The organism is Plantactinospora sp. DSM 117369 (assembly GCF_053764795.1).
Genome location: NZ_CM132446.1, coordinates 3832384 through 3854574, shown reverse-complemented (window position 1 = coordinate 3854574; position 22191 = coordinate 3832384). Strand labels below are relative to the sequence as shown.

Sequence of the window (22191 nt, the reverse complement as noted above, 5' to 3'; positions counted from 1 at the left end):
CACCGCTGTGCCCGCACGACCGTCCCCCATCTCGTTGACGCGTCAAATATACCTGGGGAACCAGGTCGGCCCGCCGGCTATTCCGGGTCGGCGCCGTCAGCCTCGGCGGCGTGGGGCGGGGCGCCAATCCGGAGCTGCCAGCCCGGTCCGCGCCCGGTCAGCCGGACCACCGCCAGCGGCGCCACATCCAGCCGCCAGAAGGTGGCGGCCGGCAGTCGCAGCGCCCGGACCAGCGCGGCCCGGACCACCGCCGGATGGGTGACGGCGACGATCCGCCCACCGCGGTCGCGCTGCCCGGTCAGCCATCGGTCGACCCGGTCGAGCAGCGCCTCGACGGACTCGCCGCCGTGCGGGGCGACGTCCGGCATACCGAGCCAGTCCCGCAGCGCGTCGGGCTCCCGGGCGCCGACCTCGGCCAGCGGCACCCCGGTCCACCGGCCGTAGTCGCAGTCGGCCAGCGCGGGCACGGCGGTGGGCTGCAGGCCGAGCGCGTACGCGGTCTGCCGGCCCGCCTCGGCGGGAGTACTGAAGCAGGCGTCGATCCGGCCGAACGGCCCGCGCCGACCCGGCCCGGTGCGGGCCAGCGCGCGGGCCGCCGCCAGGCCGGCGGGATCCAGGCTGTCGTCGCCACCGCCGAACACCGCCCGCCGCAGCGCGGCGGTGTGGGCGTGCGCGACCAGGTGCAGGCTGGTCGGGCTCACCGTCCGGCCGGGGCCTCGGCACCGTCCGGCGTCTCGGCGGACCGCTCGGATCCACTGTCGACGGACGGCTGCCGGTCCCGGCCCCGCCTGCCGAGCAGCACGGCGAAGAACAGGCCGATCCCGGTCCAGAGCACCACCTGGGTGCCCAGGGAGGCGAGCCGGAACTCCCACAGCAGGGTCGCCGGGAAGTCGTCCGGCACCTCCGCGAACGACGGCAGCACGGTGTAGGCGACCATCGTGACCAGCAGAAACGCGCCGAACCCCGCTGCGGCCCGCAGTGCCTCCGAGCCATGCGGGGATATCGAGCGGTGTGCCAGGGCCCCGGCCCAGACGGCCACCAGGCCGAGCAGCACCAGCAGCAGGTAGCTGCCGGTCCGCTGGTCGATGGTGGCCGGATTGCCGACCGCCGGCGGGTTCGCCGGATACTTGCCGAACGGTACGACGACCGCGCCGAGCAGCGCCGCGCCGGCCAGCAGCAGCGCCGCCCGGCCGTCGTCGGAGGTGCGGAGTCGACGGCGTAGCAGGACGTACCCGGTGGCGAGCAGGCCGCCCATCGCGGCGCCGAACAGCCCGGTGGCCAGGAACAGCCCGGCGCGCTGACCGTCGCGACCGACCAGTTCCTCGGCGTGGTGGTCGGCCCCGACCTCGGGTGCGGAGTGGGTCGCCTGTTCCTCGATCGCGATCGCGGCGTCGATCCGCGGCTCGCCGACCAGGTAGGCGAAGGTCCCGGCGATCAGACCGGCGACCAGGCCTGCGAGCAGGCCACGCAGCAGTACGGACAGGAACGTCGGCACGGCGGGACGTCGATCAGTGGCAGGGTACGCCGAGCAGGTGCCGGCCGTCGTGCATCAGCTCGTGCAGGTACGTGCCGCTGCGCGAGACGGCCCCCTGGTCGAACGCGACCAGGTAGGTCAGCAGGGCGAGCAGGGCCACGACGGCGAGGGCCGTCCACAGTAGCCGGGCGGAGACGACCGGGTGACTGAGCGGACGGGCCGGGACAGGGCTGGACATGCGCGTGAGACCTCCTCGGGGATGACGCGTCCCCATCGACAGGCTGCGACGACCGAGCGTCCTGGCTCGCGGGACCCGACCGGGGTCGGGACCGCTCACAGTGGCGCGACCGCGCCGGACTTTCACCGGCTTCCCTCGTACCGCCGCAGATGGCCAGTCGACCGTAGCCGGGCGGTACCTGCCGGTCAACCGGGACACCGGTCGGGCGGCGGGGGCCGGGACCGGCCCGGTACGCCGCACCGCCGGGTCCACCGGCCGGGGAACCCGCTCCGGCGACCGGCGGGTGGCGGGTCGGTGCCGGCCACTCGGGTGTCGGAGGTCACCACCCGACGGCCGCCGGGTTGTCCCGGCCGGAGCCGGCCGTTACGGTCGCGCCGTGACGACCCGGGTGCTGCTGCTCGGCGGCACCGCCGAGGCGCGGGAACTGGCCGCCGCACTGGTCGGGCGTCCCGACACCGTGGTGGTCTCCTCGCTGGCCGGCCGGGTCGCCGATCCCCGGCTGCCGGTCGGCGAGGTGCGGATCGGCGGGTTCGGCGGACCGGCCGGACTCACCCGTTGGCTGGCCGAGCACCGGGTCGACGTGCTCGTCGACGCCACACACCCGTACGCGGCACGGATCAGGTCGTCGGCGGTCCGGGCGGCCGAGGCGACCGGAGTATCGTACCTGCGGTTGGAGCGTCCCGGCTGGACGGCGGGTCCCGGGGACCGGTGGCACCGGGTGCCCGATCTCGCCGCCGCCGCCGAGCTGGTGCCCCGGCTGGGCCGCCGGGCCTTCGTCACCACCGGCCGGCAGGGACTGGGCGCGTTCCTGCACCTGACCGGCACCTGGCTGCTGGTCCGGGTGGTCGACGAGCCGACGATCCCGTTGCCGGAGAACGTGACGGTGCTGCGCGACCGTGGGCCGTACCAGGTGGCGACCGAGCGGGAACTGCTGACGGCGCACCGGATCGACGTGCTGGTCAGCAAGGACAGCGGTGGGACGTACACGATGGCGAAGCTGGTCGCCGCCCGCGAGCTGGGGCTGCCGGTGGTGCTGGTGGAGCGACCGGCGCCGATCGCCCTGCCGGCGACGGCCACCGAGGTGGCTGCGGCGCTGGCCTGGCTGGAGACCGCGCTGCCGTGAGGCTGGGCCGCCGCCGTACCCGTGGCGCCGCGGGTACGGCGGTGGCCGGGACCGTCAGCCGGGATAGGTCCGGGGCGTCCAGACCACGGTCGAACCGTCCGCCCGCCGGTTCGTCCGAGTGGTGGACGAGCCGACGATCAGCAGGCAGCGCATGTCCACATCGGACGGATCGAGTTCGGTCAGCGGGACCACGGTGATCCGCTCCCCCGGGCGGCCCACGTCCCGGGCGATCACCACCGGAGTGTCCGCGCTCCGGTGCCGGAGCAGCACCTTCTGGGCCGCCTCGACCTGCCACCGGCGGCTGGCCGAGGCCGGGTTGTAGAGCGCCAGCACCAGGTCGGCGGCGGCCGCGCCGGCCAACCGCTGCTCGATCACGGCCCAGGGCTTCAACCGGTCCGAGAGCGAGAGCACCGCGAAGTCGTGGCCGAGCGGGGCACCGATCCGGCTCGCCGCGGCCTGCGCCGCGGTCAGCCCGGGCAGCACCCGTACCGGCACGGCGCCGAACCGCTCGTCGGTGGTGGCGACCTCCAGCACCGCCGTGGCCATCGCGAAGACCCCCGGGTCGCCGGAGGAGACCACCGCCACCCGGGCGCCGGCCAGGGCGAGCTCCAGGGCGTGCCGGGCCCGCTCGATCTCGACCTGGTTGCCGGAGGTGTGCCGGTGCTGTCCGGGACGGTGCGGCACCCGGTCGACGTACGGGCCGTAGCCGACCAGGTGTTCCGCCTCGCGCAGCGCCTGACTGGTCTCGGGGGTGAGCCAGCCGCTGCCGGCGGGGCCGAGGCCGACCACGGTCACCCTGCCGGCCACCGCCCCGCCCTCGGCCACCGCCCCGCCCTCGGTCACCGGCGTCGGGGCGGTCGACGCCGCCACGCCGGGTGTCGCGCCGACGCCGGCCGCGACCGCGTCGCCGGTGGGACTGGTCAGCACGGCGAGGGAGAAGTACGGCACCCCGTCCGGGTCGACCTCGGCCAGCGGCAGTTCCCGGCCGGTGGCGGTGGTGGCCCGCTCGACGTACCAGGCGTCGGCCAGCCGTCCGGCATCGGCGAACGCCGACCGTACCCGCGGAAACGTCCGCCCCAGTTTGAGTACGGCGGCGGCGTCGGTGTCGGCCAGCCGGCGGGTCAACTCGTCGGCTGGCAGCGTGCCGGGCAGTACGGTGAGCACCTCGTCCCGCTCGACCAGCGGCCTGCCCAGTACGGCGGTGGCGGCGCTGATCGAGGTGACTCCGGGTACCACCTCGGCGGGAAACCGGTGCGCCAGCCGCTCGTGCAGGTACATGTAGGAGCCGTAGAACATCGGGTCGCCCGCGCAGATCACCACCACGTCCCGACCGGCCGACAGGTGCGCTGCCAGCCGCTCGGCGCTGGCGTCGTAGAACTCGGTGATCGCCGCCTCGTAGCCGCCCGGATGGTCGGTGGTCTCGGTGGTGACCGGATAGACCAGCGGCTCGGTCAGTTGGCCGTCCCGGAAGTAGGGCTCGGCGATGGACCGGGCGATGCTCCGGCCGTGCCGGGCCGAGTAGTAGGCGATCACGTCGGCGGCGCCGATCAGCCGGGCCGCCTTCACCGTCACCAGTTCGGGATCGCCCGGACCGACGCCGACGCCACGCAGCGTGCCCGGCCGCCGGCCGCCGGCCGCAGCCGACCCACCGCCGCCGATCGCCACCGACCCACCACCGCCGGCCGCAGCCGACCCACCGCCGCCGGCCGCGCCGGCCGTCCGCTCACCGCCGCCAGCGCCGACCCGCGCCGGCCCCACCGACGCGCCGCCGGGCTCGGTCGCGCTCATTCGACCTCGCTCGCGATCGCGTTGACGGCGGCGGCGGTGATGGCGCTGCCGCCGCGCCGACCGTGCACCACCAGGTACGGAATGCCGGCGTCGTGCCCGGCCAGCGCCTGCTTCGACTCGGCCGCCCCGATGAACCCCACCGGTACGCCGACGATCGCCGCCGGTCGGGCGGCCCCCTCGTCGATCATCTCCAGCAGCCGGAACAGCGCGGTGGGGGCGTTGCCGATCGCCACCACGGCGCCGTCGAGCCGGTCCCGCCACAATTCGAGGGCGGCGGCGCTGCGGGTGGTGCCGAGCCGGCGCGCGAGCTCGGGCACCTCGGGGTCGCGCAGCGTGCAGAGCACCTCGTTGTCGCGGGGCAGCCGGGCCCGGGTGATGCCGGCGGCCACCATCACCGCGTCGCAGAGGACCGGCGCGCCGGCCCGCAGCGCGGTCCGACCGGCGCGGACCAGGTCGGGTGCGACCTCGACGTCGTCGGTCAGGTCGACGCTGCCGCTGGCGTGGATCATCCGGACCACCACCGGCGCGATCTCCGGCGGCAGCCCGGAGAGATCGGCCTCGGCCCGGATGGTCGCGAACGACCGCCGGTAGATCTCCGCACCGTCGCGGATGTACTCGTAGCTCACTTCTGCCTTTCTGCCCGTGCGACCAGGGCGGCCGCCGGGGTGCCCGGTCGGCTGGTGCCGCCGGCCTCGATCCGGTATCCGGTGCCGGTGGCGACCACCAGTACGGCCGGTCCGGCCGGTCGGCCGCAGCGGCGCTCGCAGCCGACCACGTGCACCGGAAGCGCCGCCCGGCCCATCGGGCCGGCGTCGGCCAGCGCCTCGGTGACGTCCCCCCGCACGTCGGCGAGGGCGCTGGCGCAGCCGGGTCGACCGGTGCAGGCGGTCACGCCGAGCCAGGGCGAGGCCGGGTCGACCAGCAGCCCGGCCGTGGCCAGCCGGCCGACGATATCGGGTCCGCCGGTGTCGAGCACCAGGCTGCGCCACGGGGTGACGATGATCTCGTCCGTGCCGGCGAGGTCGGCCAGCAGGTGGGCCTGGTCGGCGGTCAACCGGCCGAGCCGGACCCCGGCCACCAACACACCGTCCGGGTGGACGCCCACCAGCGGTGCCGGGGTGCCACCGCACCTCCCGGTCGGGACCGCGACCGCAGCGGAGAACGGCGCCGGAGCGGCACCGGACATCCCGGTCGGGGCCGCGACCTCGGCGGTGGGGCGGCCGAGCGCGGCGGTGGGGCGGCCGAGCGCGGCGGTCACCCGGGCTGGCCCGTCCGGCAGGTCCGCCAGCCGCCACAGGTCCGGGCGCTCACCCCGGACCCGCAGGAAGGCGCGGGCGGCCGCGATCAGCAGCTCGACGACGTCGTCCGGGCCGGCCCGCAGCCCGGTGTCGGTGCCGGCCAGCCAGAGGGTCTGCGAGCCACCGGTCCAGCACAGGTCGGCACCGAGGGCGGCGACGTCGTGCCGGCCGTCGTCGAGGGCGAACAGGAACCGGCCGCTGAGCGACGCCAGGTCGGCGGCGCCGCGCAGCGCCGCGTCGAGGTCCCGCACCAGCGGGCGTACGTCGAGCCGCCCGGCCCGGTCCCGCCCGCTCAGCGGGGAGGCCAGCAGGTTGCGTACCCGCTCGTGGGTGGCGGTGGGCAGCAGGCCGGCGTCGGCGATGCGGTCGGCGACCCGGCGTACCGCGACGTCGTCGGCGAGGCGGCGGAGTTGGAGGTTGCCCCGGGAGGTCAGCTCCAGCGCGCCGTCGGACTCGATCCGGGCGAGATCGGCGAGGACGCGCAGTTGGGTGGGGCGCAGTTGACCGCCGGGCAGCCGCACCCGCACCAGCAGCCCGTCGGCGGCCTGGTGTGCCCGCAGCGCACCGGGACAGCGGTCCTCCGGCGGCCGGGGGGACGGGGTGGCGAGGACGGACACGGGCTCATCGTAGAGTCGTGGTCCTCGGCGCCCGCCGGCGGCGAGAAATGCATCACGCGGTGGACCCGGAGGAACCCGGTGCGAGTCCGGGGCGGTCCCGCCACTGTCACCGACCTGCGTACGGGTCGGGAGCCAGACACTCCGGACCACCGTCACACGGACCACGACCACGGGCGCGGACCCGGGGAGGAGCCACCCATGCCTGCGGCGGACGCTGCCACCATCCTGCTCTTGTCCACTTCGGACACGGACCTGCTCTCCGCCCGGGCCAGCGGCGCGGCGTACCGGCTGGCGAACCCGGCCCGGATCGACCTGGCCGAGCTGACCGACCTGGTCGACGGCGTCGACCTGGTGGTGGTGCGGATCCTCGGCGGCGCCCGGATGTGGGCCGACGGGCTGGCCACGTTGTGCGCCGGCACCCGGCCGGTGGTGGCGCTCGGCGGCGAACAGACCCCGGACGCCGACCTGATGGCCCGGTCCACGGTGCCGGCCGGCACCGCCGCGCAGGCGCACGCCTACCTGGCCCAGGGCGGGCCGGAGAACCTGCGCGAGCTGCACGCCTTCCTCTCCGACACGGTGCTGCTGACCGGGCACGGCTTCGCCCCGCCGGTCGCGCAGCCGAACTGGGGCGTCCGGCCCCGCCCGCCCCGCCCGGCGACCGGGCCGGTGGTCGGCATCCTCTACTACCGGGCGCACCAGCTCAGCGGGAACACCGGCTTCGTCGACGCGCTGGCCGAGGCGGTCGAGGAGGCGGGCGGCCAGCCGCTGCCGGTCTTCTGCGCCAGCCTGCGTACCCCGGAACCGGAGCTGCTGGCGACGCTCGGTGCGGCCGACGCGCTGCTGGTCACGGTGCTGGCGGCCGGCGGCACCCGCCCGGCGGACGCCGCCGCCGGCGGCACCGAGGAGTCCTGGGACGTCGGCGCGCTGGCCGCGCTCGACGTGCCGATCCTCCAGGCGCTCTGCCTCACCTCGACCCGGGCGTCCTGGTCGGACAGTGCCGACGGCCTCTCCCCGCTGGACGCGGCGACCCAGGTCGCGGTGCCGGAGTTCGACGGTCGGTTGATCACCGTGCCGTTCTCGTTCAAGGAGACCGACACCGACGGGCTGCCCCGCTACGTGGCGGACCCGGAGCGGGCCGCCCGGGTCGCCGGCACCGCCGTCCGGCTGGCCCGGCTCCGGCACACCCCGGCCGAGCAGCGCCGGATCGCCCTGGTGCTGTCGGCCTATCCGACCAAGCACGCCCGGGTCGGCAACGCGGTCGGGCTGGACACCCCGGCCAGCGCGGTACGCCTGCTCCGGACGATGCGGGACCTCGGCTACGACGTCGGCCCGGTCGACGGCCCGGACGCGCTGCCGGGGGTGGGCCCGGTGACCGCCGGCTCCCCCGACGCCGGGCTGCCGGACGGCGACCGGCTGATTCACGCGCTGATCGCGGCCGGTGGCCAGGACCAGGAGTTCCTCACCGAGGAACAGCTCGCCGCCAACCCGGTACGGATCCCGCTGTCCCGCTACCGGCCCTCTTTCGACGCACTGCCGACGGAGCTGCGCGAATCGATGGTCGCACACTGGGGGCCGCCACCCGGGCAGCTCTACGTCGACACCTCCCGGGACCCGGACGGCGAGATCGTGCTCGCCTGCCTGCGGGCCGGCAACGTGGTGCTGATGATCCAGCCGCCGCGTGGCTTCGGCGAGAATCCGGTCGCCATCTACCACGACCCCGACCTGCCGCCGACACACCACTACCTGGCCGCGTACCGGTGGCTGGACGAGGAGTTCGGCACGCACGCCGTGGTGCACCTGGGCAAGCACGGCTCGCTGGAGTGGCTGCCCGGCAAGACCGTCGGGCTCTCCGCCTCCTGCGGCCCGGACGCGGTACTCGGCTCGCTGCCGCTGGTCTATCCGTTCCTGGTCAACGATCCCGGCGAGGGAGCGCAGGCGAAGCGGCGGGCGCACGCGGTGATCGTCGACCACCTGGTGCCGCCGATGGCCCGGGCGGAGAGCTACGGCGACATCGCCCGGCTGGAGCAGCTCCTCGACGAGTACGCCAACATCGCCGCGATGGACCCGGCCAAGCTGCCGGCGATCCGGGGACAGATCTGGACGCTGATCCAGGCCGCCCGGCTCGACCACGACCTGGGGCTGGAGCAACGCCCGCACGACGCCGAGTTCGACGAGTTCCTGCTGCACGTGGACGGCTGGCTCTGCGAGGTGAAGGACGCGCAGATCCGGGACGGCCTGCACGTGCTCGGCGAGCCACCGACCGGCGCGGCCCGGATCAATCTGGTGCTGGCGATCCTGCGCGCCCGGCAGGTCTGGGGCGGCCGGGCCGGCGCCGTGGACGGGCTCCGGGCCGCACTCGGGCTGGCCGAGGGCGGCGACCAGCAGGGCACCGCAGAGGTCGACCGGGTCGAGGCGGTGGCCCGGGCCCTGGTCGAGGCGATGGAGGCCCGGGACTGGGCGGTCGAGGCGGTACCCGTCGTGCTGCACGACGTGCTCGGCGCCGACGATCCGCGCGCCGCGGCGGTACGCCCGGTGCTGGAGTTCGCCGTCACCGAGGTGGTACCCCGGCTGGCCCGGACCACCGACGAGCTGACCCACCTGCTGCACGCCCTCGACGGCGGGTACGTGCCGGCCGGGCCGAGCGGGTCGCCGCTGCGCGGACTGGTCAACGTGCTGCCGACCGGCCGGAACTTCTACACCGTGGACCCGAAGGCGATCCCGAGCCGGTTGGCGTACGCCACCGGGCAGGCGATGGCGACCTCGCTGGTCGAGCGGTACCGGCGGGACACCGGCGAGTGGCCGCGCTCGGTCGGGCTCTCCGCCTGGGGCACCTCGGCGATGCGGACCGCCGGGGACGACGTGGCCGAGGTGCTGGCGCTGATCGGCGTGACACCGACCTGGGACGAGGCGTCCCGCCGGGTCAACGGCTTCGAGATCGTCCCGCTGGCCGAGCTGGGCCGGCCGCGCATCGACGTGACGGTGCGGATCAGCGGCTTCTTCCGGGACGCGTTCCCGCACGTGGTGCTGCTGCTCGACGACGCGATCCGGGCGGTGGCCGGGCTTGACGAGCCGGACGAGCAGAACTTCCTGCGGGCCCACGTCCGGGCCGACGCCGCCCGGCACGGAGACGAGCGCAGGGCGACGAGCCGGATCTTCGGCTCCAAGCCGGGCGCGTACGGGGCCGGGCTGCTGCCGCTGATCGACAGCGGGAACTGGCGGGACGACGCCGACCTGGCCGAGGTCTACACCGTCTGGGGCGGCTTCGCCTACGGGCGCGGGCTGGACGGGCGGCCGGCCCGGGAGGAGATGGAGGACGCGTACCGGCGGATCGCGGTGGCGGCGAAGAACACCGACACCCGGGAACACGACATCGCCGACTCCGACGACTACTTCCAGTACCACGGCGGGATGATCGCCACGGTGCGGGCGCTGACCGGGCAGGCGCCCCGGGCGTACATCGGGGACAGCACCACCCCGGACGCGGTGCGGACCCGGTCGCTGACCGAGGAGACCGCCCGGGTGTTCCGGGCCCGGGTGGTGAATCCGCGCTGGCTGGCGGCGATGCGCCGGCACGGCTACAAGGGCGCGTTCGAGCTGGCCGCCACCGTCGACTACCTCTTCGGCTACGACGCCACGGCCGGGGTCGTCGCCGACTGGATGTACGAGGACCTGGCGCGGACGTACGCCCTCGACGCCGAGAACCAGGAGTTCCTGCGCCGGTCCAATCCGTGGGCGCTGCGGAACATCATCGAACGGCTCTCCGAGGCGGCCGACCGGGGACTGTGGGCGAAACCCGACCCGGCGACGATGGCGGCGCTGCGGGAAACCTACCTCCGGGTCGAGGGCGACCTGGAGGGCTCCGGGTGAGTCCTTGACCGTTCGTCACCTTGCGCTGGGCTGGCGGGACGGAATCGGATGCCCAGGTAGCGGGTCGCGGTCAGGCGGCAACCACCACGCCGGGTGGCTCCGCCGCGATCGCAGCGGCGGACCTCGTCCCGAACGGATATTTCGATCTTGGGCGAAGGCGCCGCGGCTGATCGGTGGAGACGGTGAGGACTCCGAGCAACCCGCTCACCTCCAGGACGCGGCGGACGAAGGGCTGCGGATCGGTGACTCGCAGCTCGCATCCGGCCTCGCCAGCGGCGTTGCGCACGCCGACGAGCGCGCCGATGCCGGCGCAGTCCAGGAACGTAACCCCGGCGAGGTCCACGATGAGGACTGCGGGAGTCTGATCCCGCAACAGGGTGAGCAGCTTGTCGCGGAGCACCGGCGCGGTTGCCAGGTCGATCTCTCCGGCCACACCGAGCCGGGCTGTCGCTGGCTGTGGATAACGTGTGTCGATGGGTAGCTGTGCGAGCGCGGTCACGGGCGAAAGGTTGGGAGCCATCGTGCTCCTCCAGCTCAACTCAGACAGGAATCGCTTGAAGGGCGGGCGAGGACTGGACCGTAGGCCGGGACGCAACGACCCTGTCGAATACCGGGACCGTTGCAGGCTCGACAAGCTGCGCACGTCCGTGCGGCGCGGCTACCCCGAAGGCTACACGCAATCCTGGCTCAGCGTGCCGCGTGTTCGGCGCGGGCCGGTGCGCCCACCTCGTGCAGGTGTCGCAGGGCTTGCCGGTAGGAGGTGATGAGGCTGGTCTGTTCGTAGGCGACACCGATCTCGGCACAGTACGCCTGCACGATCGGCTGGGCCTTGCGCAGGTTGGGGGTCGGCATGCCGGGGAAGAGGTGGTGCTCGATCTGGTAGTTCAGGCCGCCCAGCGCCGTGTCGGTCAGCCAGCCGCCGCGGACGTTGCGGGAGGTCAGTACCTGCTTACGCAGGTAGTCCTCGTCGCCGGTCGGGTGCGGCATGCCCTTGTGGTTCGGTGCGAATGTCATGCCGAGGTAGACGCCGAACAGCGCTTGGTGTACCAGCAGGAAGGCAAGGGCCTGCAGCGGCGAGAGAACGATCAGCAGTGCCGAGAGGTAGCCGACGGCGTGCAGGATCAGCAGCGTGGTTTCCAGGCCGGGGCGCTTCACGGTGCCGTTGCGCAACGCCTTGATGCTGGACACCTTCAGGTCGGCGGCGAGCAGGGTGAGAAGCGGGAAGAACAGCGCAGCCTGATGCCGGGTGATGAAACCCTTCAGCCCGCGCCGGCCGAGGGCCGACTTCGTGGCCCAGATGAGCACCTCGGGCGCGACGTCCGGGTCGAGGTCGTCATGGTTGGGATTGTTGTGGTGACGGGTGTGCTTCTCCATCCACCAGCCGTAGCTCATCCCGACCCCGAGGTTTCCGGCCAGCCGTCCGGCGAATTCCCCGGGACGTTTGGTACGGAACACCTGGCGGTGCGCCAGATCATGCGCCACGAGCGCGACCTGGGTGAACGTGACGGCGAGGAACGCGGCCGTCACCAACTGCCACCAGGATGAGCCGATGATGAAGAACGCGGTCCAACCGCCGATGAACATGAGCGTGACGACAGTCAGTCGGACGACGTAGTAGGCGGGTCGGCGCTGCATCAGTCCTTCGCCGCTGATCCGCCGGGACAGGACGGCGAAGTCGCTGCCGGTCGTTGTCCGCGACGGCGTCATGGTGATCGTCATGTTTCTATCAAACCCGCTCGATGCCGCGTCGTCAGGAGCGCTACGTCCTCCATCGCGGAGGTGCTAGCACCACGATTGAGCCATGAGTCCGCGGGCACAATATGACCTGTGAACGCGGCCGCGACTGGCGAAGGGTTGGGCCGGTGGGCCCGGAGCGGTACGCGCTCCGTGCTGTCCGGCATGGCCGGGATCGGTCTGGCGTTCACCAACCTACCGCTGCTCGCCGTGTCCGTTGTCGTGTTGGCCCTGACGCCGGTGCCGTTCCTCGGTCTGGCGCTGGTGCCCTGGACGATGACGCTGGTCCGGATGCGTGCTGATCTCGAACGCAGACGTGCCTCACGGACCGGTGTCCTTGTGACACGCCCGTACCACCCGCCCCCGGATGGGGCCGTGGCCGGTGGCTGGCAGCGCTTCCGGTGGATCGTGACCGACCCGGCCACCTGGCGCGATCTTGCCTGGCTCGTGCCCGGCGCGATCGTCGGGTTCACGCTCGGGACGATCTGTGTGGTCGTGCCGTTGTACGGGCTCGCGGGTCTGACCCTGACACCGTTGTGGGTCTGGCTCGGCACCGGCTGGTACGGCTACGGCGCCATCTGGTCCATCGACACGTTCGGTGAGGGACTGCTCTGTCTGCCGCAGGGCGCCGTCATCCTCGCCGGCGGCCTGTGGGCCGCGCCGTGGCTGGGTCGCGTCGACGCATACTTCGCCCGGCTCTTCCTCGCGCCGACCAGGGCTGCCGAACTCCGGCTGCGCGTCACCCAGCTGACGGTGACGCGTGCTGACACCGTGGATGCCCAGGCGGCGGAGCTGCGCCGCATCGAACGCGACCTGCACGACGGCGTCCAGGCCCGCCTCGTCTCGCTGGGCATGATGATCGGTCTGGCCGACGAACTGATCGACCGGAACCCGGTGGCGGCCCACGAACTGCTCGCCGAAGCGCGTGAGTCCAGCGGAACAGCGCTCGTCGAGCTGCGGCACCTGGTCCGCGGCATTCACCCGCCGGTACTCGCCGAACGCGGCCTCGACGGCGCGGTCCGGGCGTTGGCGCTCAGCCTGCCGATCCCGATCACGGTCGACGCCGCCCTTTCTGGCCGGCCCGACACACCCGTGGAGTCCGCGGCGTACTTCGCCGTCGCCGAGACGCTGACCAACATGATCCGGCACAGCCGCGCGCGCACCGGATCGGTGTCGTTACGGCATACCGACGGAGTACTGACGATGGTCGTCACGGACGACGGCACAGGAGGTGCAGACGCCGCCTCCGGCACCGGTCTGCGCGGCATCGAACGCCGCCTCGCCGCGTTCGATGGCACGATCACGCTGTCGAGCCCGCCCGGGGGACCCACCGTCATCACCATGGAGCTGCCGTGCGCATTGTCATCGCCGAGGACCATGCCCTCCTCCGTGACGGACTGACCCGCCTCCTGCAGGCCTTCGACTTCGACGTCGTCGCAGCGGTCGACAGCGGCCCAGCGCTGCTGCCCGCCCTGATCACACACAAGCCACAAGTGGCGGTCATCGACGTCCGCCTTCCCCCGACATTCACCGACGAAGGTCTGCAAGCCGCGATCGCGGCCCGCGCCCAGATCCCCGGCCTGTCCGTCCTCATGCTCTCCCAGCACGTCGAGCCCCTCTACGCCCGCGAACTGCTCAGCACCCCGCACGGCGGTGTCGGCTACCTGCTCAAGGATCGCGTGTCGGACGTCGGCGAGTTCGTCGCCGCCGTCCGCCGGGTCGCCGACGGCGGCACCGCCATGGACCCCGAAGTGATCTCGCAACTGCTCGCCCGCCGGGAGCCACTCGCGGTACTCACCGCCCGAGAACGCGAGGTGCTCGGCGTGATGGCCGAAGGCCGCTCCAACGCCGCGATCGCGGCCAAGCTCCGCATCACCGAGAAAGCCGTGAGCAAGCACATCAACAACATCCTCACCAAACTAGATATGCCGCCCTCCGACGACGACAACCGCCGAGTCCTCGCCGTCCTCGCATACCTCAATGCCTGAACTCAGGGGAAGGGACACCAGGCACCCAGCACGACTCCGGCCCGGCGGGCGTCGCGGCAGGCTCCGGTAGGGATCTTCTCAGGAAGGATCGTCACCGACTCGGGGGCCGTTCGCGCGGACGATCTCATCGATCGCGTCCTCGATGGATTTGCAGAAGAGTGCCTGGAGGCGTTTGCCTACGTCGTTCTCCTGCCTGGTGGCTCGGAGGCGGCTCAGGACGGCGCGCATGGGTTCCACCGCCCGCGGGTCGCCGAGCTTTCCAAGCGCTCTGGCTACGGTGTTGAGGGTGAAGTCGGCGGGGTTGGCCAGGCGGTTGAGCAGGACGTCGGTCGCTCGCGGATCACCGATGTTCCCGAGCGCGATGACGGCGGTATCGCCGGCACCGCCCGTCTGCTGGGCAAGGGACATCAGCGGTTCCACGGCGCGTGGGTCGCCGATGTGGCCGAGCGCCCTGGCCGCCTGCTCGGTCAGCGCGGGATCGTCGAGCAGGCCGATCAACGGCTGCACGGCAGCGTCATGGCGCAGGTCGGCCAGAAACCAGAGGGCGCGCAGCCGGGTGTCCTGGTTGCGGTGGCCCAGCGCCTTCAGCAGGCCGGCGGTGTCGCCGCGCTCGTGCAGCACCGCCAGGTCGGCCCGGGCACCCAACCGCGCCTGCCTCCTGGCCCGGCGGTCGTAGGTACGGGCCAGGGCAAGGGCCCGGCTGCGCAGCCGGAGGGCGGTGGCGACCTCCTCGGGCGCGGACCGGTAGTCCAGGTACGGCTGGTAGTACTCACCGGAGATCGTGTGGGCGGTCCGGAACACCTCGCCGTACTTGGCCTCGATCGCGCGTGCTCTCGTGGCCGTCTTCTCGGCCGCCTGCTCCATCCACTGCGCCACCTCGCGCAAATGATGAGCGGTCTGGGTTGGCGTCATGTCACCCTGGTCCGCCAGGAGTGCTCGCGCGGACCGCTGGGCCGGGTGTTCAGGACGCTGGCCGAACCCGGAGACCGCCCAGACGAGGTTCCGGATCGGGCGCCGCCTCATGGACGACCACCAACCACCCGACTTCGCCACATCTACGACCATACTCCGCATCGGCGATGGGTCGCGTACCACGGTCAGGGCGGCCGTCACGTCGAGCCGTCCGCCGAATAGGTCAATAGGCGAGGGAGATTCCCGCTGGAATTCATCGCCAGCCATCTGTCGCACCACACGTTGGCATTCGGAAAGGGCACGAACGATAGGCGTTATCAGCCGGGGCGGTGCGCTGATCAACAATCCTGCTGAGCAGATCAGCCGGGGGTGGGTCGGGGCGTGCTCTGGGCCTACCGGGCCGCCGGCCACACCGGGGCCGGCGCTCCGGCGTACCGGGCCGCCGCCGTGCCGAACCGGGCGGCCAGCGCCGGATGCCCGGCCCAGTGCACGTGCAGGTAGGAGGCGTGCAGGTTGCGGTCGACCACGCCCTCCTCGACCGTCGCGTCGAGCCCGTGCGGGCGGGACGGCCGGGGCCGGAACCGCCACGCCGGCACCCGGCCGGCACCGTACTCGACCTGGGTGCGGTGGAACTCGTGCCCGGTCACCGCCGTTCCCGGGTCGGTCAGCAGGCTGGTGCCGGTCGCGACCGCCTCCCGGTAGCCGAGGGTGAGCCGGCCGGTCATCCGGGCCGAGGCGGCCAGCACTCCGGTCATCGGGTGGTCGTCGAGGTCCCGGCACAGGTAGAGCAGCCCGGCGCACTCGGCCACCACCGGCATCCCGGCCCGGGCCGCCCGGGCGACCGCGCCACGCAGTCGGGCGTTGGCGGAGAGTTCGGCCGCGTAGACCTCGGGGAAGCCGCCGCCGAGGTAGAGCCCCGCGCAGTCCGGCGGCAACTCCTCGTCGCGCAGCGGATCGACGGGTACGACCCGGACGCCGGCAGCCGCGAGGAGTTCGTCGGTCTCGGCGTACCGGAAGGTGAACGCCGCACCACCGGCGACCGCGACCGTCACCGGGGCCAGCCGGGGCAGTTCCTCGTCCGGTCGCCACCACCCGGTGGGCAGTTCCGGTGCCTGGCGGGCGACGGCGAGCACCGCGTCCAGGTCCACCGCCCGGCCGAGCTGCCCGGCGAGCGCGTCGACGGTACGCCGGGCCTCGGCCGCACGCTCGGCGGCCGGCACGAGCCCGAGGTGCCGGCTCGGGGTGTCCAGGGACGCGTCCCGGCGCAGCGCCCCGAACACCGGTACCCCGGTCCGAGCGACCGCCTGCCGCACCTCCGCCTCGTGGGTCGGTGAGCCGACCTTGTTCAGGATCACCCCGGCGATGGTCAGCTCCGGGTCGTAGCCGGCGAAGCCGTGCACCAGCGCGCCGATGCTGCGGGAGGCGCCGGAAACGTCGACCACCAGCAGCACCGGACTGCGGGTCAACCGGGCGACATGCGCGGTGGAGGCGAACCCCTCCCGGCCGATGGCGCCGTCGTGCAGCCCCATCACGCCTTCGATCACCACGACGTCGGCCGGCACCGGCACCGTCGCGCCGTGGCGTAGTAGCGGGACGATCCGCTCCTCGCCCTGCAGGTGCGGGTCGAGGTTGCGGCCCGGCCGGCCGGTCGCGACCGCGTGGTACCCGGGGTCGATGTAGTCGGGGCCGACCTTGTGGCCGCTGACCGCCAGGCCCCGGTCGCGCAGTGCCGCCATCAGCCCGGTCGCCACCGTGGTCTTGCCCTGCCCGGAGGCGGGCGCCGCGATCACCACCCGGGGCAGCCGGGTTACCACTCGATCCCCCGCTGTCCCTTCTGGCCGGCGTCCATCGGGTGCTTCACCTTGGTCATCTCGACCACCAGGTCGGCGGCCTCGACCAGCCGGGCGTCGGCGTCCCGGCCAGTGATGACCACGTGCTGGTGGCCGGGCCGGTTCCGCAGGGTGTCGACCACCTCATCGACGTCCACCCAGCCCCACTTCATCGGGTACGTGAACTCGTCGAGCACGTAGAGCCGGTGCCGCTGCTCGGCGATCCGGCGCCGGATCTCGCGCCAGCCTTCCAGGGCGTCGGCGGCGTGGTCGGCCTCGGTGCCGGACCGGCGGCTCCAGCTCCAGCCGGCGCCCATCTTGTGCCACTGCACCGGGCCCCCCTCGCCGGTCTGCTCGTGCAGCCTGCCGAGCGCGAGCAGCGCGGATTCCTCGCCGACCCGCCAGCGGGCCGACTTGACGAACTGGAAGACCGCGATCGACCAGCCCTGGTGCCAGCCCCGCATGGCCAGCCCGAACGCCGCCGTCGACTTGCCCTTCATCGCGCCGGTGTGCACCATCAGCAGCGGCCGGTTGCGGCGCTGCCGGGTGGTCAGCCCGTCGGCGGGTACCGTCTCCGGCTGTCCCTGCGGCATCAGGCGGCCCTCCCCCGGCCCGCTCCGGCGCTCCCCCGGCCCGCTCCGGCGCTTTCCCGGGCCGATCCGGTGCGCGGTCCGGAGCCACTCCGGCCGATCCCGCCGCTGCCGGCGGTGGCCTCCGCGCCGGCGCCGCTTCGGGTACGCACGCCGGTGCGGAGCCGCACCGCGCCGGTCAGGGTGCCGGCGGCGACCTGCTCCAGCGGCAGGTGTTCGGCACCGAGTGCCCCGGCCAGTTCGGCGGCGAGGCCGAGCCGGATCCGTCCCGCCTCGCAGTCGACCACCACCGAGCGGACGCCGTTGCCGGCGAGCAGCCGGGCGGCGTACCGGGAGCGGAGCACCGCGTCCGGGCCGGCGGTGGCCCGGCCGTCGGTCAGTACCACCAGCAGCGGGCGGCGGCGTGGGTCCCGGATCCGTTCCACCCGGAGCACGGCACCGGCCCGGAGCAGTCCCTCGGCCAGCGGGGTACGGCCCCCGGTCGGCAGCTCGGCGAGCCGGGTGGCGGCGATGTCCACACTGGACGTCGGTGGCAGCGCGAGTTCGGCGCCGCCGCCCCGGAAGGTGACCAGACCGACCTTGTCGCGCCGCTGGTAGGCGTCGAGCAGCAGCGACAGTACGGCGGTCTTCACCTCCCGCATCCGCTGCCGCGCCGCCATCGAGCCGGAGGCGTCGACGCAGAACAGGATCAGGTTGCCCTCCCGGCCCTGCCGGACCGGCACCCGGACGTCCTGCGGCCGCAACTCCAGCCCGGTGCCGCGCCGGCCGCGCGCCCGCTGGTGCGGTGCGGCCGCCCAGAGCGTGGCGACCAGGTGCGGCCGGTTGCCCGCGGTGACCCCGGACGGCCTGGTCCGGATCGTCTGCCCGATGGTGGTGACCGCCGGTGACCTGCGCCCGGCGACCCCCGCCCCGACCCCCGGTACGACCAGCAGCCGGGCCCGGTACGGCCGCTCGGCGGCGAGCATCCGGCTCCCGCCGGCCGCGCTGGTACCCGCCCCGTCCGGTTCCGCCGAGCCGAGCGGCGCGGCCGGCACCCCGACCCGGTCCGGCTGCTCCGGTCCGGCGCCGTCTCCGGCCCCGTTCGCCGCGCCGTCCGGCGGGGCGTCGGGTTCGGCGGCGGGACCGGTGGCCGGCGGGGTCCCGGGTTCCGGGCCGGTGTCGTCGGGCTGCGGTGCACCGCCCGGGCCACCCGGGTCGGGCTCGTCCGGGCCGGGCCCCTGCGGCGGCGGGCCACCGTCCGGGGGCGGCTCGGCGGGCTGGTCGAGGCCGGCCTCGGCGAGCGCCTGGTCGAGCCGCTCCTGCTCGATGCCGGGCGGGTCGAACGGGTCGCGCCGACGCCGGTGCGGCAGCGCCAGCCGGGCGGCGACGCGGACGTCCACTCCGCTGACCGTGGTACGCCCGCACCAGGCGGCGTGCGCCATCGCGGTACGCGCGGTCACCAGGTCGGCGCGCATGCCGTCGACCTCGAACGAGGCGCAGACGATGGCGATCCGGTGCAGGGTGTCGTCGTCGAGCCGTACCTCGGGGAGCAGTCGACGGGCCTGCGCGATCCGGGCGGCGCGCTCGGCGTCCGCCGCCGCGTACCGTCCGGCGAACCCGTCCGGGTCGGCCTCGTAGCCGAGCCGCCGCCGGGTCACCTCGGCGCGTACCGCCGGGTCACGGCTGGCCGCCACCTCGACGGTCAGGCCGAACCGGTCCAGCAGTTGCGGGCGGAGTTCGCCCTCCTCCGGGTTCATCGTGCCGACCAGGACGAACCGGGCGGCGTGCGCGATCGAGACGCCCTCCCGTTCCACGGTGGCCCGGCCCATCGCCGCCGCGTCCAGCAGCACGTCGACCAGGTGGTCGTGCAGCAGGTTGACCTCGTCGACGTAGAGCAGCCCACGGTGCGCCGAGGCGAGCAGCCCCGGCTCGTACGCGGTGACGCCGTCGCGCAGTGCCCGTTCCAGGTGCAGGGCGCCGAGTACCCGGTCCTCGGTCGCGCCGACCGGCAGCTCGACGAGCCGGGCCGGCCGGGTCGCCGACGGCGCCGCCGGATCGTGCGGCCCGTCCGGGCAGTCCGGGTCGGGTGTGGCCGGGTCGCAGGAGAACCGGCAGCCGGTGACGACGGTCACCGGTGGCAGCAGTGCGGTCAGCGCCCGGACCACGGTGGACTTCGCGGTCCCCTTCTCGCCCCGGATCAGCACTCCGCCGATGGCCGGCGAGACGGCGCTGAGGGTGAGCGCGAGTGCCATGTCGTCCATTCCGACGACGGCGGAGAACGGGTACGACCGCACGGGGCCAACCTCCTGCCTCGCGGGTGTCCACGCCCGCGACCGGTCCGGTACCGGGCCGCCCGGAGGGCCGGCCCAGGACGGGGGCGAGTGTCTGGCTCCCGGCCGTCGGCCGGTCACAGTGGCGGGACCGCCCCGGAGTCGCCGGCCCTGCTGGACCGACCCACCGGCGTTCCTCGCCGCACCGTCGCCGCCGATGATGGCACAACCCGGCCGACCGGGCATCGGCGGCGGTGCGGTGCAGGCAGCTCCGCGACGACGTTGCCCGCCCGAATGCGCATCGGCGGCAGCGGGGCACAGGGCACGCCGACCGGCTCGACCCCGGATCGCGGCAATCGGGTACCGACCTGGTCGACCTGCGATGACGCGGCTCACCCGGGGGGGCATCGGCGGCAGCAGAGCGCACGGCACGTCCTGACGATGACGCGGCTCACCCGGCGGGGCGCCGGCGCCGGCGGGTCGGCTAACGTTCCGGCTCGTGACCGCGACGAGTGCCAGACCTGGGCTGACCGTGGTCGGCATCGGCGCGGACGGTTGGGCCGGGCTCGGCGAGGCCGGCCGGCGGGCGTTACGGACGGCCGAGGTCGTGCTCGGCGGCGGCCGGCAGCTCGACCTGCTCCCTGCGGAACTGCCGGCGCAGCGGGTGAGCTGGCCGAGCCCGCTGCTGCCGGCGCTGCCCGGCGTGCTCGACGCGTACGCCGACTGCCGGCTCGCCGTGCTGGCCAGCGGCGATCCGATGTGGTTCGGGATCGGGGCGCGGATCGTCGAACTGGTCGGCCCCGACCGGGTGGAGGTACTCCCGCACCCGTCCTCGATCAGCCTGGCCTGCGCCCGGCTCGGCTGGCCGGTCGAGCGGGTCAGCGTGGTCAGCGCGGTCGGCCGCGACCTGGCCCGGGTACGCCGGGTGCTCGCCCCCGGCCGGCGGATCCTGCTGCTCAGCGCGGACGCGTCGACACCGTCGGCCCTGGCCGGCCTGCTCACCGACGCCGGCTACGGAGCAAGCCCGCTGACCGTACTGGAGCAGCTCGGCACCGGGCAGGAGCGCCGCCGCGACGGGACCGCCCAGGACTGGCCGCATCTGCCGGTCGACCCGTTGAACGTCGTCGCGGTGCACGCCACGGCCGGACCGGACGCCGTACTCCGGTCGACGCTGCCGGGCCTGCCGGACGAGGCGTACGCCCACGACGGGGCGTTGACCAAACGGGAGGCGAGGGCGCTGGCGCTGGCCCGGCTCGCCCCGGCACCCGACGAGTTGCTCTGGGACGTCGGCGCGGGTTCGGGCAGCATCGGCATCGAATGGCTGCGGACCGAGCCGACCTGCCGAGCGGTGGCGGTCGAGGCGAGGGCGGACCGGGCCGAGCGGATCGCCGGCAACGCGTCGGCGCTCGGGGTGCCGGAGCTGGAGGTGGTGGTCGGCCGGGCACCGGCGGTACTGGCCGGGCTGCCGACCCCGGACGCCGTCTTCGTCGGCGGCGGGCTGGCCGCCGAGGGTGTCCTGGACGCGTGCTGGGCGGCGCTCGCCCCTGGCGGCCGGCTGGTCGCGCACGCGGTGACGATCGAGGGGGAACGCGAGTTGACCATCCGTGCCGAGCGACTCGGCGGCGACCTGACCCGGCTCGGCGTGGAGCGGGCCGCGCCGCTCGGCGGCTTCACGGCGTGGAAGCCGGCCCGGGCCCTGGTGCAGTGGGCTGTGGTCAAGCCGTGCCGGTGACCTTCATCGGCGCCGGACCGGGCGCCGCCGACCTGATCACGGTACGCGGGCAGCGGGTGCTGGCCCGCGCCCAGCTCTGCCTCTACGCCGGCAGCCTGGTCCCGGCGGAGCTGCTCGAATCGTGTGCAGCGGATACGGAACTGGTGGACACCGCCGACCTCACCCTGGACGAGATCGTGGCCCGGATGGTCGACGCACACCGGGCCGGCCGGGAGGTGGCCCGGCTCTGCTCCGGCGACCCGTCGATCTACAGTGCGGTGGCCGAGCAGTTGCGCCGGCTCGACGAGGCGGGCGTGCCGTACGAGATCGTGCCCGGCGTACCGGCCTTCGCGGCCGCCGCCGCGACGCTGGGCCGGGAGCTGACCGTGCCGACGGTCGGGCAGACGGTCATCCTCACCCGGGCCCGCGCCCGGTCGACGGCGATGCCGGACAGCGAGGACCTCGTGGTACTCGGCGCCAGCCGGGCGACCCTGGTACTGCACCTGGCCGTCGGCCGGACCCGGGAGCTGGTCGAGCAGCTCGTCCCGCACTACGGCGCCGACTGCCCGGTCGCGGTCGTCGCCCGGGCCAGTCGCCCCGACGAGCTGGTGCTGCGCGGCACCCTGGCCGACATCGCCGACCAGGTCGAACAGGCCCGGGTACGCCGGACCGCCGTGATCGTCGTCGGCCGGGTACTGGCGGCCGAGGGTTTCCCGGACAGCTACCTCTACTCGGCCGGCCGGGACCGGTCGGCGAAACTCTAGGGACGGCGG

18 protein-coding genes and 2 riboswitches are annotated in these 22191 nt (G+C 74.1%); of the genes, 6 read left to right on the top strand and 12 right to left on the bottom strand.

Annotation, left to right across the window (positions count from 1 at the left end; genetic code table 11):
- Positions 1 to 77 precede the first annotated feature (77 nt).
- Genes ACSMXO_RS16770 through ACSMXO_RS16760 form a run of 3 tightly spaced genes read right to left on the bottom strand, consistent with a single transcriptional unit; the run spans position 78 to position 1712 of the window.
- Entirely contained in the window at positions 78 to 701 is a 624-nt protein-coding gene (locus ACSMXO_RS16770) for a histidine phosphatase family protein (protein ID WP_455418448.1), read from the bottom strand.
- Positions 698 to 1495 carry a CbtA family protein gene (locus ACSMXO_RS16765; RefSeq protein ID WP_455418447.1) on the bottom strand — a complete coding sequence of 266 codons (798 nt, stop codon included), beginning with the start codon at positions 1493 to 1495 and terminating at the stop codon, positions 698 to 700. Before ACSMXO_RS16765 ends, ACSMXO_RS16770 begins: the two co-directional genes overlap by 4 nt.
- Before the next feature lie 13 nt (positions 1496 to 1508).
- Positions 1509 to 1712: a CbtB domain-containing protein gene (locus tag ACSMXO_RS16760; RefSeq protein ID WP_346256746.1), complete on the bottom strand. Its 204-nt coding sequence runs from the start codon at positions 1710 to 1712 to the stop codon at positions 1509 to 1511.
- A gap of 34 nt (positions 1713 to 1746) precedes the next feature.
- A riboswitch (cobalamin riboswitch) is annotated at positions 1747 to 1889 on the bottom strand.
- A gap of 199 nt (positions 1890 to 2088) precedes the next feature.
- Here ACSMXO_RS16760 and ACSMXO_RS16755 point away from each other — a divergent pair.
- The gene (locus ACSMXO_RS16755; RefSeq protein ID WP_455418446.1) at positions 2089 to 2835 is read left to right on the top strand and encodes a cobalt-precorrin-6A reductase; all 747 of its coding nucleotides are present in this window, start codon (positions 2089 to 2091) and stop codon (positions 2833 to 2835) included.
- A 54-nt stretch (positions 2836 to 2889) separates the two neighbouring features.
- Here ACSMXO_RS16755 and ACSMXO_RS16750 read toward each other — a convergent pair whose 3' ends face one another.
- Genes ACSMXO_RS16750 through ACSMXO_RS16740 form a run of 3 tightly spaced genes read right to left on the bottom strand, consistent with a single transcriptional unit; the run spans position 2890 to position 6538 of the window.
- A complete protein-coding gene (locus tag ACSMXO_RS16750; RefSeq protein ID WP_455418445.1) occupies positions 2890 to 4623 on the bottom strand; it encodes a precorrin-2 C(20)-methyltransferase in 1734 nt (577 codons plus the stop codon).
- Positions 4620 to 5249: a precorrin-8X methylmutase gene (locus ACSMXO_RS16745; RefSeq protein WP_346256743.1), complete on the bottom strand. Its 630-nt coding sequence runs from the start codon at positions 5247 to 5249 to the stop codon at positions 4620 to 4622. Before ACSMXO_RS16745 ends, ACSMXO_RS16750 begins: the two co-directional genes overlap by 4 nt.
- On the bottom strand, positions 5246 to 6538 hold the full coding sequence (locus tag ACSMXO_RS16740) for a precorrin-3B synthase (protein ID WP_455418444.1): 1293 nt from the start codon (positions 6536 to 6538) through the stop codon (positions 5246 to 5248). The genes ACSMXO_RS16745 and ACSMXO_RS16740 overlap by 4 nt, the downstream gene beginning before the upstream one ends.
- Before the next feature lie 68 nt (positions 6539 to 6606).
- Positions 6607 to 6680: riboswitch (cobalamin riboswitch) on the top strand.
- A 56-nt stretch (positions 6681 to 6736) separates the two neighbouring features.
- On the opposite strand from ACSMXO_RS16740, the gene cobN reads away from it, so the two are divergent.
- On the top strand, positions 6737 to 10405 hold the full coding sequence (gene cobN, locus ACSMXO_RS16735; protein ID WP_455418443.1) for a cobaltochelatase subunit CobN: 3669 nt from the start codon (positions 6737 to 6739) through the stop codon (positions 10403 to 10405).
- 70 nt (positions 10406 to 10475) lie between these two features.
- On the opposite strand, the gene ACSMXO_RS16730 is transcribed toward cobN, so the two are convergent.
- Together ACSMXO_RS16730 and ACSMXO_RS16725 are read right to left on the bottom strand one after the other, a co-directional pair.
- Complete coding sequence (locus ACSMXO_RS16730; protein WP_455418442.1) at positions 10476 to 10904, bottom strand: STAS domain-containing protein; 429 nt, start codon at positions 10902 to 10904, stop codon at positions 10476 to 10478.
- A 188-nt stretch (positions 10905 to 11092) separates the two neighbouring features.
- Positions 11093 to 12124 (bottom strand): fatty acid desaturase family protein, encoded by a 1032-nt coding sequence (locus ACSMXO_RS16725; protein ID WP_346256739.1) that lies wholly within the window; start codon positions 12122 to 12124, stop codon positions 11093 to 11095.
- Positions 12125 to 12304: 180 nt separating this feature from the next.
- On the opposite strand from ACSMXO_RS16725, the gene ACSMXO_RS16720 reads away from it, so the two are divergent.
- Positions 12305 to 13540 carry a sensor histidine kinase gene (locus ACSMXO_RS16720; RefSeq protein ID WP_455418441.1) on the top strand — a complete coding sequence of 412 codons (1236 nt, stop codon included), beginning with the start codon at positions 12305 to 12307 and terminating at the stop codon, positions 13538 to 13540.
- Positions 13492 to 14127 carry a response regulator transcription factor gene (locus ACSMXO_RS16715; RefSeq protein ID WP_346256737.1) on the top strand — a complete coding sequence of 212 codons (636 nt, stop codon included), beginning with the start codon at positions 13492 to 13494 and terminating at the stop codon, positions 14125 to 14127. Before ACSMXO_RS16720 ends, ACSMXO_RS16715 begins: the two co-directional genes overlap by 49 nt.
- Before the next feature lie 78 nt (positions 14128 to 14205).
- Here ACSMXO_RS16715 and ACSMXO_RS16710 read toward each other — a convergent pair whose 3' ends face one another.
- The 4 genes from ACSMXO_RS16710 to ACSMXO_RS16695 all read right to left on the bottom strand — a co-directional run bounded on the left by ACSMXO_RS16710 (position 14206) and on the right by ACSMXO_RS16695 (position 19698).
- A complete protein-coding gene (locus ACSMXO_RS16710; protein WP_455418440.1) occupies positions 14206 to 14991 on the bottom strand; it encodes a HEAT repeat domain-containing protein in 786 nt (261 codons plus the stop codon).
- A gap of 440 nt (positions 14992 to 15431) precedes the next feature.
- Entirely contained in the window at positions 15432 to 16853 is a 1422-nt protein-coding gene (locus ACSMXO_RS16705) for a cobyrinate a,c-diamide synthase (RefSeq protein WP_455418439.1), read from the bottom strand.
- The gene (gene cobO, locus ACSMXO_RS16700) at positions 16847 to 17461 is read right to left on the bottom strand and encodes a cob(I)yrinic acid a,c-diamide adenosyltransferase (RefSeq protein WP_346256735.1); all 615 of its coding nucleotides are present in this window, start codon (positions 17459 to 17461) and stop codon (positions 16847 to 16849) included. The genes ACSMXO_RS16705 and cobO overlap by 7 nt, the downstream gene beginning before the upstream one ends.
- Positions 17461 to 19698 (bottom strand): magnesium chelatase subunit D family protein, encoded by a 2238-nt coding sequence (locus ACSMXO_RS16695; RefSeq protein WP_455419252.1) that lies wholly within the window; start codon positions 19696 to 19698, stop codon positions 17461 to 17463. Before ACSMXO_RS16695 ends, cobO begins: the two co-directional genes overlap by 1 nt.
- A 508-nt stretch (positions 19699 to 20206) precedes the next feature.
- Here ACSMXO_RS16695 and cbiE point away from each other — a divergent pair.
- On the top strand, positions 20207 to 21439 hold the full coding sequence (gene cbiE, locus ACSMXO_RS16690) for a precorrin-6y C5,15-methyltransferase (decarboxylating) subunit CbiE (RefSeq protein ID WP_455418438.1): 1233 nt from the start codon (positions 20207 to 20209) through the stop codon (positions 21437 to 21439).
- On the top strand, positions 21430 to 22182 hold the full coding sequence (cobM, locus tag ACSMXO_RS16685; protein ID WP_455418437.1) for a precorrin-4 C(11)-methyltransferase: 753 nt from the start codon (positions 21430 to 21432) through the stop codon (positions 22180 to 22182). Before cbiE ends, cobM begins: the two co-directional genes overlap by 10 nt.
- The last annotated feature ends 9 nt before the right edge of the window (positions 22183 to 22191 follow it).

Coding starts and splice junctions, on each gene's coding strand:
- ACSMXO_RS16725 (WP_346256739.1), bottom strand. CDS start 12,124: ATGACGATCACCATGACGCCGTCGCGGACAACGACCGGCAGCGACTTC.
- ACSMXO_RS16750 (WP_455418445.1), bottom strand. CDS start 4,623: ATGAGCGCGACCGAGCCCGGCGGCGCGTCGGTGGGGCCGGCGCGGGTC.
- cobO (WP_346256735.1), bottom strand. CDS start 17,461: ATGCCGCAGGGACAGCCGGAGACGGTACCCGCCGACGGGCTGACCACC.
- ACSMXO_RS16720 (WP_455418441.1), top strand. CDS start 12,305: ATGGCCGGGATCGGTCTGGCGTTCACCAACCTACCGCTGCTCGCCGTG.
- ACSMXO_RS16695 (WP_455419252.1), bottom strand. CDS start 19,698: ATGGACGACATGGCACTCGCGCTCACCCTCAGCGCCGTCTCGCCGGCC.
- cobN (WP_455418443.1), top strand. CDS start 6,737: ATGCCTGCGGCGGACGCTGCCACCATCCTGCTCTTGTCCACTTCGGAC.
- ACSMXO_RS16710 (WP_455418440.1), bottom strand. CDS start 14,991: ATGGAGCAGGCGGCCGAGAAGACGGCCACGAGAGCACGCGCGATCGAG.
- ACSMXO_RS16760 (WP_346256746.1), bottom strand. CDS start 1,712: ATGTCCAGCCCTGTCCCGGCCCGTCCGCTCAGTCACCCGGTCGTCTCC.